At 54.7% G+C, this 17594-nt stretch carries 13 protein-coding genes and 1 pseudogene; 12 read left to right on the forward strand and 2 right to left on the reverse strand.

From position 1 onward, the window contains the following. Positions 1-174: 174 nt before the first annotated feature. The 6 genes from ACLJQJ_RS02870 to hutH all read left to right on the forward strand — a co-directional run bounded on the left by ACLJQJ_RS02870 (position 175) and on the right by hutH (position 8828). A complete protein-coding gene (locus tag ACLJQJ_RS02870) occupies positions 175-2031 on the forward strand; it encodes a phage head-binding domain-containing protein (RefSeq protein WP_024143557.1) in 1857 nt (618 codons plus the stop codon). A 461-nt stretch (positions 2032-2492) separates the two neighbouring features. Beyond that, complete coding sequence (gene hutI / locus ACLJQJ_RS02875; protein WP_410967689.1) at positions 2493-3716, forward strand: imidazolonepropionase; 1224 nt, start codon at positions 2493-2495, stop codon at positions 3714-3716. Further along, positions 3713-4654 carry a formimidoylglutamase gene (gene hutG, locus ACLJQJ_RS02880; protein ID WP_063809532.1) on the forward strand — a complete coding sequence of 314 codons (942 nt, stop codon included), beginning with the start codon at positions 3713-3715 and terminating at the stop codon, positions 4652-4654. The genes hutI and hutG overlap by 4 nt, the downstream gene beginning before the upstream one ends. A gap of 44 nt (positions 4655-4698) precedes the next feature. Next, complete coding sequence (locus ACLJQJ_RS02885) at positions 4699-5424, forward strand: histidine utilization repressor (protein WP_063809533.1); 726 nt, start codon at positions 4699-4701, stop codon at positions 5422-5424. A gap of 196 nt (positions 5425-5620) precedes the next feature. Continuing rightward, positions 5621-7306, forward strand: a complete 1686-nt coding sequence (gene hutU, locus ACLJQJ_RS02890; protein WP_001115209.1) for a urocanate hydratase — start codon at positions 5621-5623, stop codon at positions 7304-7306. A gap of 1 nt (position 7307) precedes the next feature. Continuing rightward, positions 7308-8828: a histidine ammonia-lyase gene (gene hutH, locus ACLJQJ_RS02895; RefSeq protein WP_001095238.1), complete on the forward strand. Its 1521-nt coding sequence runs from the start codon at positions 7308-7310 to the stop codon at positions 8826-8828. Positions 8829-8912: 84 nt separating this feature from the next. Here the strand turns inward: hutH and ACLJQJ_RS02900 are convergent, their stop codons facing one another. After that, entirely contained in the window at positions 8913-9389 is a 477-nt protein-coding gene (locus ACLJQJ_RS02900) for a kinase inhibitor (RefSeq protein WP_000767403.1), read from the reverse strand. Positions 9390-9446: 57 nt separating this feature from the next. Further along, positions 9447-10736, reverse strand: coding sequence for an adenosylmethionine--8-amino-7-oxononanoate transaminase (gene bioA, locus ACLJQJ_RS02905; protein WP_000205514.1), 1290 nt, complete (start codon positions 10734-10736; stop codon positions 9447-9449). 86 nt (positions 10737-10822) lie between these two features. Here bioA and bioB point away from each other — a divergent pair, with 86 nt between their 5' ends. The 6 genes and pseudogenes from bioB to ACLJQJ_RS02935 all read left to right on the forward strand — a co-directional run bounded on the left by bioB (position 10823) and on the right by ACLJQJ_RS02935 (position 17587). After that, positions 10823-11863 (forward strand): biotin synthase BioB, encoded by a 1041-nt coding sequence (gene bioB / locus ACLJQJ_RS02910; protein WP_000090727.1) that lies wholly within the window; start codon positions 10823-10825, stop codon positions 11861-11863. Then, the gene (gene bioF / locus ACLJQJ_RS02915) at positions 11860-13017 is read left to right on the forward strand and encodes an 8-amino-7-oxononanoate synthase (protein WP_063809534.1); all 1158 of its coding nucleotides are present in this window, start codon (positions 11860-11862) and stop codon (positions 13015-13017) included. The genes bioB and bioF overlap by 4 nt, the downstream gene beginning before the upstream one ends. Next, on the forward strand, positions 13001-13756 hold the full coding sequence (gene bioC, locus ACLJQJ_RS02920) for a malonyl-ACP O-methyltransferase BioC (RefSeq protein ID WP_000079911.1): 756 nt from the start codon (positions 13001-13003) through the stop codon (positions 13754-13756). The genes bioF and bioC overlap by 17 nt, the downstream gene beginning before the upstream one ends. Then, entirely contained in the window at positions 13749-14435 is a 687-nt protein-coding gene (gene bioD, locus ACLJQJ_RS02925; RefSeq protein WP_000167222.1) for a dethiobiotin synthase, read from the forward strand. Before bioC ends, bioD begins: the two co-directional genes overlap by 8 nt. A 650-nt stretch (positions 14436-15085) precedes the next feature. After that, positions 15086-17107: an excinuclease ABC subunit UvrB gene (gene uvrB, locus ACLJQJ_RS02930; protein ID WP_000042502.1), complete on the forward strand. Its 2022-nt coding sequence runs from the start codon at positions 15086-15088 to the stop codon at positions 17105-17107. A gap of 305 nt (positions 17108-17412) precedes the next feature. Then, a pseudogene (locus ACLJQJ_RS02935) lies at positions 17413-17587 on the forward strand (hypothetical protein). Positions 17588-17594 lie beyond the last annotated feature (7 nt).

The raw sequence follows: 17594 nt of genomic DNA on the forward strand, positions 1-17594 counted from the left end.
ACTTAAATGACTGTCAGGTTGATAACAGGCACTCTTTTTTGCATGATCTATTCAAACCATCAAAATTGATGAAGGATCATGAAAAGAAGAACGCTCTTAAAGTCTTTACTCGGCCTTACGTCGCTATTACCAGTTAAGTTTGCAGCATCTCAAAACCTGCAAGGTAAAAGTACAATGTCAGACATAACTGCAAATGCTGTTGTAAGCATGCCTTCTCAGTTGTTCACGATGCCAAGGTCATTTAAGGCTGTGGCTAATGGTAAAATCTATATCGGACAGATTGATACCGATCCGGTAAATCCTGCAAATCAGGTTCAGGTTTATCTTGAGAATGAGAATGGAACTCACGTTCCTGTTCCTCAGCCAATTAACATAAACGCTGGAGGTTTCCCTGTTTATAACGGACAGATTGCTAAGTTTGTAACTGTGCAGGGACATTCAATGGCTGTATACGATGCCAACAATGCTCAGCAGTTTTACTTCCCAAACGTGCTTAAGTACGACCCTGATCAGCTTGAGTACAGACTTAGTCAGCCTGATGGGTATCTATTAGTTGGTGGGCTAGCAGAACATTATAGCCTTCCTGTTAAGTTCGTTGTTGTAGATAACGCACCTTATAATGGAGATTTAAAAGCAGCACTAACAGCAGCAACATCTGGTAGTGTTTTTTGGTTGGGTAAGAAAACGTATAACATTACGGGGTTATATGGTGTAAATAGAAACACCGTTGAGAATATTACTATTGTTGGCGCTGGAATGCCTCAGCTGTCATCTGACAAAAGATATCTCATGGACGGAACAGGAACCATCATTCAAGGTACAATTAAAAATCAGGCCAAGGGATTCAAAATATTTAATTTAGGTATTGACGTTGGTGATTATGTTTCTCAAAACGTTTATCCGTCGGTTACTTATGAAGATGGCCTGCAACATTATGGCGCTGGCAGTAATGCCAACCTTGAAATAAATAATGTAAAGCTCCTTAACACCGTGACAGACCCGTCAAAACCTGGCACTCACAGCTTACTGCTTGAACAGTTGTCAGGTGTTAAATTAGGGTACGTGGAATGTATCGGCGGTTTTCATGGTTTTACAGTTAAATGCCAGGGTTTGCAGGGTGGAATTGCACACTGCTACGGTCAGTATGGTGATGCATTTATTTTCAAATCTGATTCTGGCGGGGCGTGTGCCGATAACTACATGGAAAGAATCGCAGTTGGTCTTTATGACAACTCCGGATGGCCTGATGTCACTATGGGCGGGATTTATGATGCTCATGATAACGTAACAATCGACAGAATTGGTATTGGTGAGTTAATTGTACAGAATGCATCATGGGGATTGATACCGTCTGATGCTAATACCGGATTCATAACAAACGTCAGCATTGGTAGGTACTCTGCATTTAATGTCTATGGGAACTATTATTCATTAACCATTGATAATAAATGTGTTGGTTGGACTATCGGTGAGCATAGGATTAGTAATGCTTCTGGCGGTATTCGTGTTCATCCTGATTCAGTTGAGATAAATATAGGAACAGGATCGTCAAAAGGTAACACAAAAAGTGGTTATGCACTCGGTGGGAATAGCTTGACCCATGGAAAGCTATTTGCAAATGAGAATGGGGAGGCAGGAGTTGATTATCTTGGTGGCCTGGGTCTTGATGCTTCTCTCATTAATGGATACATCAACGGTACTGTTCTTATTTCAGGTTATCCAGGTGTAAAAGACGGAAATCCATTAAATGGATGGGCAGATACCGGAGCTTTCGACATGATTTTAACTGGCAAGACAGTGCAGGTCACAGGGTCGCTGACGCGCGGAACAGCAGCAGTTGCATATAACACTATTTCTGCATGCAGACCTATAAAACGAGTTCCCATTCCTGCGTGGGGGGTTAGTGCATCAAGCACAATGATTCCTGTCGAATGTTATATCGAAACAAACGGACAGTTAAACGTAGCTGGGTTCGCATCAATACCAGTCGGTGGTACTGTGAATTTTAACGGAAATTATTTAACTAAATAGAGTGAGACAAAAGCGGGACACACAAAGCTTTGCATCGGTTTGCAAGGCTTTGTGTGCTTCTGGTGTAAGGTATGTTCTTGTGACAAAAAATTAGCGCAAGAAGACAAAAATCACCTTGCGCTAATGCTCTGTTTAAGGTCACTAATGTAATGTAAGTTATTGATTGTTAGTGACTGGAAATGCCGTATTTTACCGTGTTTTGTTATATATTAATCAATCAAAACTTATTGTATGTGATTGATTGTATTGAATATTAACGTTCTGTGTTCTGCTTTTTTATACTAAGTTGAACGAAACGGGAAGGCGAAAAGGTAAAAAGTTCCTTTTCAGGCCGGAAACACCTGTAGCATCAGATAGTTTTATCACAATTAAGCAACAACTTTCGCGCTTTGAGTTGACAATCCGGAGCAGAAAGAAAATAAATGTCTATACAACTCATGACAGGCAAGAGAGCGACAGGAATGCGGCAACTTTTACCGGGCGATACTGTCTGGCGAAACATCAGGCTGGCGACAATGGACCCGCAGCGGCAAGCCCCGTACGGGCTGGTAGATAACCAGGCGCTGATTGTACGCGAAGGGCATATTTGCGATATCGTGCCAGAGACGCAGCTTCCTGTCAGTGGGGACAATATCCATGATATGCAGGGACGACTGGTAACCCCGGGACTTATCGATTGCCACACGCATCTGGTGTTTGCCGGTAACCGCGCCGCAGAGTGGGAACAGCGGCTTAACGGCGCGTCATACCAGCATATTAGCGCTCAGGGCGGCGGCATTAACGCGACGGTATCAGCAACCCGCGCCTGTGCGGAGGAGACGCTCTACCTGCTGGCGCGCGAACGCATGATGCGCCTTGCCAGCGAAGGCGTTACGCTGCTGGAGATTAAATCCGGCTATGGTCTGGAGCTGGCGACAGAAGAAAAGCTGTTGCGCGTCGCTGCAAAACTTGCCGCCGAAAACGCTATCGACATTAGCCCCACGCTATTGGCCGCTCATGCTACGCCAGCGGAGTATCGTGACGACCCGGACGGCTACATCACTTTGGTCTGCGAGACGATGATTCCGCAGCTCTGGCAAAAAGGGTTATTTGATGCGGTAGACCTCTTTTGCGAGAGCGTCGGCTTTAATGTGGCGCAGAGTGAGCGCGTGTTGCAGACGGCGAAGGCGTTAGGTATTCCCGTTAAAGGCCATGTTGAGCAGCTTTCGCTGTTGGGCGGCGCGCAGTTGGTGAGCCGTTATCAGGGTTTATCGGCGGATCATATCGAATATCTTGATGAAACGGGCGTCGCGGCGATGCGTGACGGCGGTACTGTCGGCGTATTATTGCCCGGCGCGTTTTATTTTCTGCGCGAGACGCAGCGCCCGCCGGTAGAACTGCTGCGCCGCTATCAGGTGCCTGTCGCCGTCGCCAGCGATTTCAATCCCGGCACCAGCCCGTTTTGCAGTTTGCATCTGGCGATGAATATGGCCTGCGTACAGTTTGGTCTGACGCCGGAAGAGGCATGGGCGGGCGTTACGCGCCATGCCGCACGCGCGTTGGGAAGACAGGCGACGCATGGGCAGATCAGGGCCGGCTACCGGGCGGATTTTGTGGTGTGGGATGCTGAACAGCCGGTAGAGATAGTGTATGAGCCGGGGTGTAACCCTTTATATCAGCGGGTATACAGAGGAAAAATCTCATGACGCAATGGTATCCGGCTTCTCCGGCGCTTTGGCAGGGGCGCGATGACAGTATAGAAGCGCCGGATGCGCGGCGTCTGTTTCAGACCGTCACGCGCAGCGAGACCTTTTTCCCCGAAAACTGGCAGCAAAAGATCGCGTTAATGGGATTTGCCTGCGACGAGGGGGTAAAACGCAATGCAGGCCGTCCCGGCGCGGCAGGCGCCCCGGACGCGTTGCGTAAAGCGCTGGCGAATATGGCCAGCCATCAGGGACATGAACGGCTGGTGGATTTAGGCAATTGGGTTGCGCCGACGCCCGATCTGGAAGGCGCGCAGCAGGCCTTGCGCGATGCGGTAAGCCGCTGCCTGCGGGCCGGGATGCGCACGCTGGTGCTGGGCGGCGGGCATGAAACCGCATTTGGACACGGCGCGGGGGTGCTGGACGCGTTTGCGCAGGAAAGCGTAGGGATCATTAATCTTGATGCGCATCTGGATCTCCGTCAGACCGACCGGGCAACATCCGGGACGCCGTTTCGTCAACTGGCGCAGCTATGCGACGCGCAGAGCCGCGCGTTTCATTATGCCTGTTTCGGCGTGAGCCGTGCGGCAAATACGCAGGCGTTGTGGCGGGAAGCGCAGTGGCGGAATGTTACCGTGGTGGAGGATCTGGACTGCCATGACGCGCTGGCGCAGATGTCGCAGTTTATCGACAAGGTGGATAAAATTTATCTGACTATCGATCTCGACGTATTGCCTGTCTGGGAAATGCCGGCCGTCTCCGCTCCCGCAGCGCTGGGCGTGCCGCTGATACAGGTTCTGCGTTTAATTGAGCCGGTTTGCCGCAGCGGAAAATTACAGGCGGCGGATCTGGTTGAATTTAATCCACGCTTTGATGAAGATGGCGCAGCGGCGCGCGTAGCGGCGCGGCTTGGCTGGCAAATCGCGCACTGGTGGCGTTAATCTGTGATCCGCAAAACACTCTCCGCATAAGGAAGGCTTCACGCATGTATTCATCCCGCTCCCGTTCTGCGCCTGCGCCTTTTTACGAAACGGTGAAACAGGACATCTGTAAAAAAATAGCCGGCGGCGTCTGGCAGCCGCACGATCGCATTCCGTCGGAAGCAGAACTGGTCGCTCAGTATGGCTTTAGCCGAATGACCATCAACCGGGCGCTGCGTGAGCTGACGGATGAAGGGTGGCTGGTGCGTTTACAGGGCGTGGGGACGTTTGTCGCCGAACCGAAAGGCCAGTCCGCGCTGTTTGAAGTCCGCAGTATCGCCGAGGAGATTGCCGCCCGCCGTCATCAGCATCGTTGTGAGGTGCTCACGCTGGAGCGTGTGCAGGCAAACGCCATCCAGGCCAGCGCTCTCAACGTCAATGAGAACGATGTCATTTTCCATTCCATCATGGTGCATTATGAAAACGATCTGCCGGTACAAATTGAAGATCGCTGCGTGAATGCGGATATTGCCGTGGATTACCTGACGCAGGATTACCGTCAGACCACGCCGCACGCTTATTTGTCGCGGATCGCGCCGCTAACGGAAGGGGAACATATTGTGGAGGCGGTGCGCGCCACGGCGCAAGAGTGCGCGTGGTTAACTATCAAAGAGCATGAGCCTTGTCTGCTCATTCGTCGTACAACCTGGTCCGCGTCGCGGATTGTTTCTCACGCCCGCTTACTTTTCCCCGGGTCGCGCTACCGGCTACAGGGACGATTTATCTCCTGAGCGGACTGCTGCCGGAAAACGTGATTGCTGACACAATATAACAAAATTGTATCATTTTTGTTAACTCTATTCTTGTGCTTACTTGTATAGACAAGTATATGTCTGATTCTTATCTGTGGGTCTGCGGCGGTGCCTGATAGTGGCGTTTTAGCGTTATTTGGCGATAGCAGACCGATAATAATGAGGAGTCATTGCTATGCCTGAAAGCAAGTATCGTCAGCAGACTATCCGCGCGCCCCGAGGTACGGTATTAACGGCGAAAAGCTGGCTGACAGAAGCCCCGCTGCGGATGTTAATGAATAATCTCGATCCTGACGTGGCGGAAAATCCGCATGAGCTGGTGGTCTACGGCGGGATTGGTCGCGCCGCGCGCAACTGGGAATGCTATGACGCTATTGTTGATGCGCTCACCCGGCTGGAGGCGGACGAAACGTTGCTTATTCAGTCTGGCAAACCGGTCGGCGTATTTAAAACGCACGACAACGCGCCGCGGGTATTAATCGCCAACTCCAACCTGGTTCCCCACTGGGCGACATGGGAACACTTTAACGAACTGGATGCGAAAGGGCTGGCGATGTACGGTCAAATGACGGCCGGAAGCTGGATCTATATCGGCAGTCAGGGAATCGTGCAGGGAACATACGAAACCTTTGTCGAGGCGGGGCGTCAGCACTATAACGGCACGCTGGCGGGACGCTGGGTGCTGACTGCCGGGCTGGGCGGCATGGGCGGCGCGCAACCGCTAGCCGCGACGCTGGCCGGAGCGTGTTCGCTGACGATTGAATGCCAGCAAAGCCGTATCGATTTTCGTCTGCGTACTCGTTACGTGGATGAGCAGGCCGCCACGCTGGATGACGCGCTGGCCCGCATTACGCGCTACACCCGCGAGGGGAAAGCCGTGTCCGTCGCCCTGTGCGCGAACGCGGCGGATATCCTGCCGGAACTGGTTAATCGCGGCGTGCGCCCGGACCTGGTGACCGATCAGACCAGCGCCCACGATCCGCTACATGGCTATTTACCCTCCGGCTGGCGCTGGGAGGAGTATCAGAAAAACGCGCAATCCGATCCCCACGGGACGATGCAGGCAGCGAAACGTTCCATGGCGGCGCATGTTCGGGCGATGCTGGCGTTCAGTAAAATGGGCGTGCCGACCTTTGACTATGGCAACAATATTCGTCAGATGGCGAAAGAGATGGGGGTGGAAAACGCCTTTGATTTTCCGGGATTTGTGCCAGCCTATATTCGTCCGCTGTTCTGTCGTGGCATCGGGCCGTTTCGCTGGGTGGCGCTGTCCGGCGATCCGCAGGATATCTATAAAACCGATGCCAAAGTCAAAGAGATAGTGGCTGAGGATAAACATCTGCATCACTGGCTGGATATGGCGCGCGAGCGCATTCATTTTCAGGGGTTACCGGCGCGTATCTGCTGGGTAGGCCTGGAGTGGCGGCAAAAACTGGGGCTGGCGTTCAACGAAATGGTGCGTTGCGGCGAGGTATCCGCGCCCATTGTGATTGGCCGCGATCACCTGGATTCCGGTTCTGTCGCCAGCCCTAACCGTGAAACCGAAGCGATGCGCGACGGTTCCGACGCGGTTTCCGACTGGCCGCTGTTAAATGCGTTGCTGAATACCGCCAGCGGGGCGACATGGGTATCGCTCCATCATGGCGGCGGAGTGGGGATGGGTTTTTCGCAACACGCCGGTATGGTGATTGTCTGTGATGGCACTGACGAGGCCGCCGCGCGTATTCGCCGCGTGTTACACAACGATCCGGCGACGGGCGTCATGCGCCATGCCGATGCCGGATATGATCTCGCGGTGGAATGCGCTGTTGAGCAAGGTCTGAATTTACCGATGGTTGCGGCGACGCAGGGGAAAGGCTGATATGAACACCATGACACTCACTCCGGGGCAGTTAAGCCTCTCTCAACTGTACGATGTCTGGCGTCATCCGGTACAGCTTCGGCTGGACGCCAGCGCCATTGACGGCATTAACGCCAGCGTTGCGTGCGTCAATGATATCGTTGCCGAAGGGCGTACCGCCTACGGCATCAACACCGGTTTCGGCCTGCTGGCGCAGACGCGCATCGCTGATGAAGACTTGCAAAATCTACAGCGATCGTTGGTGCTGTCTCACGCCGCGGGCGTAGGCGACCCACTGGATGACGCGATGGTGCGTCTGATTATGGTATTGAAAATCAATAGCCTGGCGCGCGGGTTTTCCGGGATTCGGTTGAGCGTGATAGAGGCGCTCATCGCTCTGGTGAATGCCGGCGTGTATCCGCTGATTCCGGCAAAAGGCTCGGTTGGCGCGTCGGGCGACTTAGCGCCGCTGGCGCATCTGTCGCTGACGCTGCTTGGCGAAGGAAAAGCGCGCTGGCAGGGCGAATGGCTTCCGGCGCAGACGGCGCTAAAAAAGGCCGGACTGGAGCCTGTCGCGTTGGCGGCCAAAGAGGGGCTGGCGCTGCTTAACGGCACCCAGGCGTCAACGGCCTTCGCGCTGCGCGGTTTGTTTGAGGCACAGGAGTTATTTGCCTCCGCCGTTGTCTGCGGCGCGCTGACCACCGAAGCCGTACTGGGATCGCGCCGTCCTTTTGATGCGCGCATTCATGCCGCGCGCGGACAACAGGGGCAAATTGACGCCGCGCGGTTGTTCCGGCATCTGCTGACCGATACCAGCGCCATTGCTGAATCACATCACCACTGTCATAAAGTTCAGGACCCGTATTCCCTTCGCTGCCAGCCGCAGGTAATGGGCGCTTGTCTGACCCAGTTACGTCAGACGAAAGAGGTACTGCTGGCTGAGGCCAACGCGGTATCCGATAATCCGCTGGTCTTTGCCGATGCGGGGGAGGTGATCTCCGGCGGTAACTTCCATGCTGAACCGGTTGCCATGGCGGCGGATAATCTGGCGCTGGCGATAGCGGAAATCGGCGCGCTATCGGAGCGGCGCATCGCGCTGATGATGGATAAACATATGTCGCAGTTACCGCCGTTCCTGGTGAAAAATGGCGGCGTTAATTCCGGTTTTATGATTGCCCAGGTCACCGCCGCGGCGCTCGCCAGCGAGAATAAAGCGCTGGCGCACCCGCACAGCGTGGATAGCCTGCCGACCTCGGCGAATCAGGAAGATCATGTCTCAATGGCCCCGGCGGCAGGGCGGCGACTCTGGGAAATGGCGGCGAATACCCGCGGCATCATTGCCGTGGAGTGGCTGGCGGCCTGTCAGGGGATAGATTTACGGGAAGGGTTAACCTCCAGCCCGTTACTGGAACAGGCGCGGCAGACACTGCGCGAGCGGGTGGCGCACTATACGCAGGATCGTTTTTTCGCACCCGATATTGAGTGTGCGACGGCGCTGCTGGCGCAAGGCGCGTTACAGCGTCTGGTGCCGGACTTTATGTGAATGCTGCCGGATGGCGCGGCGCGTATTCGGCTTACCCAACCCGTTGGCAGGGTAAGACGTTTACGCCGCCATCCGGCACAGCGTTTAACTGAACATCGCCGTGATCGAGGCGCTGGCGAGCGAATGGAAATGCACGTTAAAGCCGACCATCGCGCCGCTGGCGTCTTCATCAACGTCAAGACGCTCGACGTCCAGCGCGTGAACCGTAAAGATATAGCGGTGCGTTTCCCCTTTAGGCGGCGCCGCGCCGCCGTAGCCCGCTTTACCGAAATCGGTACGCGTCTGAATGACGCCGTCTGGTACGGCCACCAGGCCTGAGCCGAACCCCTGGGTCAGTACGCGCGTATCCGCCGGGAGGTTCACCACCACCCAGTGCCACCAGCCGGAGCCGGTCGGCGCGTCGGGATCGTAACAGGTCACGACAAAACTTTTGGTGCCCATCGGCACGTCGTCCCAGGCCAGATGCGGCGAAATATTATCGCCATCATAGCCCATACCGTTAAAAACGTGGCGATGAGGAAGTTTATCTCCATCGCGCAAATCGTTGCTGATAAGTTTCATGCGCTCTCCTTTTGACTCACCAGAAGTGTAGCCAGAAGCAGCATCGCTTACCGCTGATTAATGGCTAAAAAATGTTTCATTGTGTACTGCGTCATTGACCGCCTGGGTCAAACGGCGCAGTTGATCCGGACGAATAATATAGGGCGGCATCAGGTAGATTAGCTTGCCGAACGGCCTGATCCAGACGCCTTGCCCGACGAAGAAGCGTTGAAGCGCCGCCATATTGACCGGATGCGTGGTTTCAACCACCCCAATCGCGCCCAACACCCGCACATCCGCCACCCAGGGCGAACTTTGCGCGGGGGCTAACTCAGCGCGTAACTGAGACTCGATAGACGCCACCTGCTGACGCCATTCGCCGCTTTCCAGCAGCGTCAGGCTGGCGCAAGCGACGGCGCAGGCCAGCGGATTCCCCATAAACGTCGGGCCATGCATAAAACACCCCGCCTCGCCGTTGCTAATAGTCTCTGCAACCTGGCGTGTCGTGAGCGTTGCCGAGAGGGTCATGGTGCCGCCGGTTAAGGCTTTGCCGAGACACAAAATATCCGGCGCGATCCCGGCGTGCTCGCAGGCGAACAGTTTGCCGGTACGGCCAAACCCGGTGGCTATTTCATCGGCAATCAGCAGAATGCCTTCGCGATCGCACATGTTACGAATACGCCTGAGCCATTGTGGATGATATATGCGCATCCCGCCCGCGCCCTGAACGATAGGTTCCAGAATCACGGCGGCTATTTCATGGCGATGCGCGGCCATCAGGCGGGCAAATGGCGCGATGTCGCTTTCATCCCATTCGCCATCCATCCGGCTTTGCGGCGCCGGCGCGAACAGATTTTCCGGCAGATAGCCTTTCCACAAGCTGTGCATGGAGTTATCCGGATCGCACACCGACATCGCGCCGAACGTGTCGCCATGATAACCGTGGCGAAACGTCAGAAAACGCTGACGCGATTCGCCGCGCGCCTGCCAGTATTGCAGCGCCATCTTCATGGCCACTTCCACCGACACCGAACCAGAGTCGGCCAGAAAGACACACTCCAGCGGCTCAGGCGTTATCGCGACCAGCTTACGGCACAGATTCACCGCAGGTGTATGGGTTATGCCGCCGAACATGACATGCGACATGGCGTCAATTTGCGCTTTCATCGCCGCATTCAATTGCGGGTGGTTATAACCATGAATGGCCGCCCACCAGGAGGACATCCCCTCAATCAGGCGTTCGCCCGAGGCGAGAACCAGCTCGCAGCCTTCGGCCCGCTCAACGGGATATACCGGCAGCGGCGAGGTCATGGAAGTGTAAGGATGCCAAATATGGCGTTTATCGAAGGCCAGATCGTCCGTTGTCATAATCGACTTGTAAACCAAATTAAAAAGATTTAGGTTTACGAGTCTACACCATATCAAAAACAAACAACATATTTTGGAGAAGCCCGATGGCTCGCCACCCACGCTGGACACTGTCGCAAGTAACCGAATTATTTGAAAAACCACTGCTGGAATTGCTGTTTGAAGCGCAGCAAATTCATCGCCAGCATTTCGATCCGCAGCAGGTACAGGTTAGTACGCTGCTGTCGATCAAAACCGGCGCCTGCCCGGAGGATTGTAAATACTGCCCGCAGAGCTCGCGCTATAAAACCGGGCTGGAAGCCGAGCGTTTAATGGAGGTAGAGCAGGTACTGGACTCCGCCCGTAAAGCGAAAAACGCCGGTTCGACCCGCTTCTGTATGGGAGCGGCCTGGAAGAATCCGCATGAACGCGATATGCCTTATCTGGAGCAGATTGTACAGGGCGTCAAAGCGATGGGGCTGGAAACCTGTATGACGCTCGGCATGTTGAACGAGAGCCAGGCGCAGCGCCTGGCTAACGCCGGGCTGGATTACTACAACCACAACCTCGATACCTCGCCGGAGTTTTACGGCAATATCATCACTACCCGTACCTATCAGGAGCGCCTCGACACGCTGGAAAAAGTCCGTGAAGCAGGGATTAAAGTGTGCTCCGGCGGCATTGTGGGTCTGGGCGAAACGGTTACCGATCGCGCCGGGCTGTTGTTGCAGTTGGCGAACCTGCCGACACCGCCGGAAAGCGTGCCAATCAACATGCTGGTGAAGGTGAAAGGTACGCCGCTTGCGGATAACGATGACGTGGATGCGTTTGATTTTATTCGTACTATCGCCGTGGCGCGCATCATGATGCCGACCTCATACGTGCGTCTTTCCGCAGGGCGTGAACAGATGAACGAGCAGACCCAGGCGATGTGCTTTATGGCCGGGGCGAACTCGATTTTCTATGGCTGCAAATTGTTAACTACGCCAAATCCGGCAGAGGACAAGGATCTGCAGTTATTCCGTAAGCTGGGGCTGAATCCGCAGCAGACCAGGGTGCTGGCGGGCGATAACGAGCAGCAGCAACGTCTGGAGCAGACGCTGATGACGCCTGACACCGATGATTATTACAACGCGGCAGCCTTATGAGTTGGCAACAACGCGTCGACGATGCGCTGACGGCGCGTCGGGCGACGGATACGTTGCGCCGCCGCTATGTGGTGTCGCAGGGCGCCGGACGCTGGCTGGTAGCGAACGGGCGACAGTATCTTAACTTCTCCAGCAATGATTACCTCGGCTTAAGTCAACACCCGCAGATTATTCGCGCCTGGCAACAGGCAGCGACGCGTTTTGGCGTCGGCAGCGGCGGGTCGGGTCATATCAGCGGTTATTCCGTGGCGCACCAGGCGTTAGAGGAGGAACTGGCGCAATGGTTAGGATATTCACGCGCGCTGCTGTTTATCTCTGGCTTTGCGGCGAATCAGGCGGTCATTACCGCCTTAATGAAAAAAAATGACCGGATTGTGGCCGACAGGTTGAGTCATGCTTCCCTGCTGGAGGCCGCCAATCTGAGTCCGGCGCAGCTTCGCCGCTTTATCCATAACGATACGCAGCATCTGTCGCGTTTACTGCAATCGCCCTGCGTGGGTCAGCAACTGGTGGTGACAGAAGGTGTATACAGCATGGACGGCGACAGCGCGCCGCTGGCGGAAATCCAGCACATTGCCCGCAGGCATCATGCCTGGCTGTTGGTTGATGATGCGCACGGCATCGGCGTGACTGGCGATGAGGGGCGGGGCACCTGCTGGCAGCGGGGGGTGAAGCCTGAGTTGCTGGTGGTGACTTTCGGTAAGGGGTTTGGCGTCAGCGGCGCAGCGGTGCTCTGCTCGGAAAGCGTCGCGGATTATCTGCTGCAATTCGCCCGCCATCTGGTTTACAGCACCAGTATGCCGCCCGCCCAGGCGCAGGCGTTAAGCGCCTCGCTGGCGGTGATCCGTAGCGATGAAGGTGGTGAACGGCGCGAAAAACTCGCCGCTCTGGTTCAGCGCTTTCGGGCCGGCGTTAACGCGTCCCGATTTACGCTACTGAATGCCCATAGCGCCATCCAGCCGTTAATCGTGGGCGATAACAGCCGTGCATTGCGCCTGGCGGAGGCGCTGCGTCAACAAGGATGCTGGGCGACGGCGATTCGCCCGCCGACGGTGCCTGTCGGCACGGCGCGCCTGCGCTTAACGTTAACGCAGGCGCATGAAGCGTGCGATATCGACCGTCTGCTGGAGGTGCTGCATGGCGCAGGTGAATAAGCAGGCTATTGCGGCGGCGTTTGGCCGGGCCGCATCGCAATATGAACAGCACGCCTCTTTGCAGCAACACAGCGCGGATGCGCTGCTGACACTGTTGACAGGCCGCCAGTTTGCCAGTGTGTTGGACGCAGGCTGCGGCCCCGGGCGTATGAGTCGTTACTGGCGAGAGCGGGGGAGCGAAGTGACCGCCCTGGATCTTTCGCTGCCGATGCTGCAACAGGCGCGCGATCGTCAGGCGGCGCATCACTATTTGCTGGCGGATATCGAAGCGATTCCCCATGACGCCGAAGTTTTTGACCTGGCCTGGAGCAACCTGGCGGTCCAGTGGTGTGGCGATTTACGTGATGCGTTGAGCGAGTTGTATCGGGTTGTACGGCCCGGCGGCGTGGTGGCGTTTACCACCTTGTGCCAGGGGTCGTTGCCGGAGCTGCGTCAGGCATGGCAGGCCGTCGATAATCGCGCTCACGCGAATAGCTTTTTGCCGGAAGAGGCCATTGACCACGCGCTGCGCGGCTGGCGGGCGTCTCGTCATACTCAGGCGATGACATTGTGGTTTGAGGATGCCCTGAGCGCGATGCGCTCGCTTAAAGGCATTGGCGCCACCCATCTTCATGAAGGGCGGGAGTCGGATGTATTAACCCGCGCCCGGCTTAGGCAGATTCAGTTGGCATGGCCGCAGCGGCAGGGGAAATATCCGCTGACGTACCATCTTTTTATGGGAGTGATTGAACGTGACTAAACGCTATTTTGTGACCGGTACTGATACTGAAGTCGGTAAAACGGTCGCCAGTTGCGCCTTATTGCAGGCCGCAACGCAGTTAGGTTATCAAACCGTAGGCTATAAGCCCGTCGCTTCCGGCAGCGAAATGACAACCGACGGGCTACGCAATAGCGATGCCCTGGCCTTGCAGCGTAACAGCAGCCTGCCGCAACCTTATTCCGCTATCAATCCTTATACTTTTGCCGAGCCTACCTCTCCCCACATCGTTAGCGCCGACGAAGGCCGGGCGATAGACGCGGCGGTATTATCACGCGGATTGCGAACGCTGGAGGCGCAGGCAGACTGGGTGTTGACAGAAGGGGCGGGCGGCTGGTTTACACCGCTCTCTGCCACGCTGACGTTTGCCGACTGGGTACAGACGGAGCAGCTGCCGGTGATTCTGGTTGTTGGCGTCAAACTGGGCTGTATTAATCACGCCATGCTGACGGCGCTGGCGGTAGAACAGGCCGGATTACCGCTTGTCGGATGGATAGCCAACGACATACAGCCGCCAGGCGCGCGTCATGGTGAATATCTCGCGACGCTTCGCCGCGTCATACCGGCCCCGCTGTTAGGGGAAATCCCGTGGCTGGGCGTTTCTCCATCGCAGGCGGCGACAGGACAGTATCTGGACCTCAGCCCTCTGGAACGCGCCTGACCGCGCTTAAAAACCGCCTTCTTGCAGGATCTGACGATCCTGCTGTTCTTTCGCCAGACCCTCCTGACGTCTCCATGCTAAAAATGTGCAAAATGTGAGCGTCTACGCCTCAATTTTTCCCTTCTCGTTAGCCAATAATCTGCCAAAAATAGCGATAATTTTTTTTTATCGCCCGGCGAAAACGTCAAGGGCTGATTTTGCCAGGCGGCAGGGGATACGGGCTGGAAGCAGTTATCCACTATTCCTGTGGATAACCTTGTGTATTAGAGTTAGAAAACACAACGTAAGCGAGAGGCGACGCGGCCTGCGACTAAATTGGCGCGAAAGACGGCTTGAGAAAATATCCCTTTTCAGACAGCAAGTTATATAAAATCAATGGTTGTAAAGGAAGGGGGATACGTTGACATAAAACTTTCATCATCCGACTTGACAAATGTTAAAAAAGACTCTGGTCTGGGGATAACCAGCACACTGCTGGAATTTTACCCCGCGACTGTCTATGTTTTACCTCTAAATAGCGTGGGGTATCTGCCGATAGCCATTATACACTAGAGTGTTACTGTTTTTTCATCCAGTGTTTTTTATTGGCAATATTCACCGTCGAGAGTAAAATTACACCCCTGCCCGCTCACTCCTTCAGGTAGCCGCTCATGAGTAAACCGTTCAAACTGAATTCCGCTTTTAAACCTTCTGGCGATCAGCCGGACGCTATACGTCGTCTGGAAGAGGGGCTGGAGGACGGGCTGGCGCATCAGACGTTGTTGGGCGTGACCGGCTCCGGGAAGACATTCACCATCGCCAACGTCATTGCGGACTTGCAGCGGCCAACGATGGTGCTTGCGCCCAATAAAACCCTGGCGGCGCAGCTCTACGGCGAAATGAAAGAGTTTTTCCCGGAAAACGCGGTGGAGTATTTCGTCTCCTACTATGACTACTATCAGCCGGAAGCGTATGTGCCAAGTTCGGATACGTTTATCGAAAAAGACGCTTCGGTAAACGAACATATTGAGCAAATGCGGTTGTCGGCAACGAAAGCGTTGCTTGAGCGACGCGATGTCGTGGTGGTGGCTTCCGTGTCCGCGATTTACGGTCTGGGCGATCCGGATCTCTACCTGAAAATGATGCTGCATCTGACGGTGGGAATGCTGATTGACCAGCGCGCGATTTTGCGTCGGCTGGCGGAATTGCAATACACCCGTAACGATCAAGCTTTTCAGCGTGGTACCTTTCGCGTGCGCGGCGAAGTGATCGACATCTTCCCGGCTGAATCTGACGACATCGCGCTACGCGTTGAGCTGTTTGATGAAGAAGTGGAACGCCTGTCGCTGTTCGACCCGTTAACCGGGCAGGTAGAGTCAACGGTGCCACGTTATACTATCTATCCCAAAACGCACTACGTGACGCCGCGCGAGCGTATTCTGCAGGCGATGGAAGAGATAAAAGATGAGCTGGCGGACAGGCGTAAGGTCTTGCTGGCAAATAATAAGCTGCTTGAAGAGCAGCGATTAAGCCAGCGCACGCAGTTCGATTTAGAGATGATGAACGAGCTGGGCTACTGCTCAGGCATTGAAAACTATTCCCGCTTTCTGTCGGGCCGCGGGCCGGGTGAACCGCCGCCAACCTTGTTCGATTATCTGCCCGCCGACGGACTGCTGGTGGTGGATGAGTCTCATGTCACCATCCCGCAGATAGGCGGCATGTACCGCGGCGACCGGGCGCGCAAAGAGACGCTGGTCGAGTATGGCTTCCGTCTGCCTTCGGCGCTGGATAACCGTCCGCTGAAGTTTGAGGAGTTTGAAGCCTTAGCGCCGCAAACTATCTATGTTTCCGCCACGCCCGGCAACTATGAGCTGGAAAAATCTGGTGATGAGGTGGTGGATCAGGTCGTGCGACCGACCGGGCTGCTGGACCCGATTATTGAAGTGCGTCCGGTGGCGACCCAGGTGGACGATCTGCTGTCCGAAATTCGTCAGCGTGCGGCCATTAATGAGCGTGTCCTTGTCACTACGCTCACCAAACGGATGGCGGAAGATTTGACCGAATATCTGGAAGAACACGGCGAGCGCGTGCGTTACCTGCACTCAGATATTGATACCGTGGAGCGCATGGAAATCATCCGCGATTTGCGTCTGGGCGAGTTTGACGTTCTGGTGGGGATTAACCTGCTGCGCGAAGGGCTGGATATGCCGGAAGTCTCGCTGGTGGCGATTCTGGACGCCGATAAAGAGGGCTTTCTGCGCTCCGAGCGCTCCCTGATTCAGACCATAGGACGCGCGGCGCGTAACGTTAACGGTAAAGCGATTCTGTATGGCGATAAAATCACGCCGTCGATGGCGAAGGCGATTGGCGAAACCGAGCGACGTCGCGAGAAGCAGCAGAAGTACAACGAAGAGCACGGTATCACTCCGCAGGGGCTGAACAAAAAAGTGGTCGACATCCTGGCGCTGGGGCAGAACATTGCGAAAACCAAAGCGAAGGGGAAAGGCAAGGGCCGTTCTACGGCAAAAGCCGGAATTGTCGAACTGGATATGACGCCGAAAGCGTTGCAGCAGAAAATTCATGAACTGGAAGGGCAAATGATGCAGCACGCGCAAAATCTGGAGTTTGAAGAAGCCGCGCAAATTCGCGACCAGTTGCACCAGTTACGCGAGTTGTTTATCGCGGCGTCCTGACAATGTGTCGATCTCCAGCGAGTCATCGTTACCATGGCTCGCTTTTGAGAATTTCAGTGCAATAGTAAGGGCTAAGTCAGTCAGGAATGAAAAACAGTGACAGGCTTGACTAACGAGATTGTCGAAAAAGTCAAAACATCAATGAGTTAGCTAGTTTAATTACAACTGAAGAAAATTAGCGTTGAGGCTGAACCCAACGCTAATTTTCCCTCTCTCCTCGGCTATGAAAAAACGCCCAGTATTATCGGTATAGCTATCCTTATGATCGTCATTTTAATCTTATGTGAGTTCGTTGAAATCGTGTCATGGCAACAGATAACATCATCCTACGTAAAAAAAGAGGTGATGGAAGCGTGAGCATTTATAAGTCAAGCGCTGCAAATACTGAATGATTTGTCCGAAATAATGACGACTATGACCTCTTATTTAAAGTTGAGAATATCCTTATCTGTTACTTTAGGTTACGTTCAGATCAGGTAGGGAAAAT

It is taken from the genome of Salmonella sp. SAL04202, from assembly GCF_046550775.1.
Classification (GTDB): domain Bacteria; phylum Pseudomonadota; class Gammaproteobacteria; order Enterobacterales; family Enterobacteriaceae; genus Salmonella; species Salmonella enterica.

Bases quoted from the DNA above. Each gene is read 5' to 3' on its own strand.
- ACLJQJ_RS02870 (WP_024143557.1), top strand. From the start codon at position 175: ATGTCAGACATAACTGCAAATGCTGTTGTAAGCATGCCTTCTCAGTTG.
- hutI (WP_410967689.1), top strand. From the start codon at position 2,493: ATGCGGCAACTTTTACCGGGCGATACTGTCTGGCGAAACATCAGGCTG.
- hutG (WP_063809532.1), top strand. From the start codon at position 3,713: ATGACGCAATGGTATCCGGCTTCTCCGGCGCTTTGGCAGGGGCGCGAT.
- ACLJQJ_RS02885 (WP_063809533.1), top strand. From the start codon at position 4,699: ATGTATTCATCCCGCTCCCGTTCTGCGCCTGCGCCTTTTTACGAAACG.
- hutU (WP_001115209.1), top strand. From the start codon at position 5,621: ATGCCTGAAAGCAAGTATCGTCAGCAGACTATCCGCGCGCCCCGAGGT.
- hutH (WP_001095238.1), top strand. From the start codon at position 7,308: ATGAACACCATGACACTCACTCCGGGGCAGTTAAGCCTCTCTCAACTG.
- ACLJQJ_RS02900 (WP_000767403.1), bottom strand. From the start codon at position 9,389: ATGAAACTTATCAGCAACGATTTGCGCGATGGAGATAAACTTCCTCAT.
- bioA (WP_000205514.1), bottom strand. From the start codon at position 10,736: ATGACAACGGACGATCTGGCCTTCGATAAACGCCATATTTGGCATCCT.
- bioB (WP_000090727.1), top strand. From the start codon at position 10,823: ATGGCTCGCCACCCACGCTGGACACTGTCGCAAGTAACCGAATTATTT.
- bioF (WP_063809534.1), top strand. From the start codon at position 11,860: ATGAGTTGGCAACAACGCGTCGACGATGCGCTGACGGCGCGTCGGGCG.
- bioC (WP_000079911.1), top strand. From the start codon at position 13,001: ATGGCGCAGGTGAATAAGCAGGCTATTGCGGCGGCGTTTGGCCGGGCC.
- uvrB (WP_000042502.1), top strand. From the start codon at position 15,086: ATGAGTAAACCGTTCAAACTGAATTCCGCTTTTAAACCTTCTGGCGAT.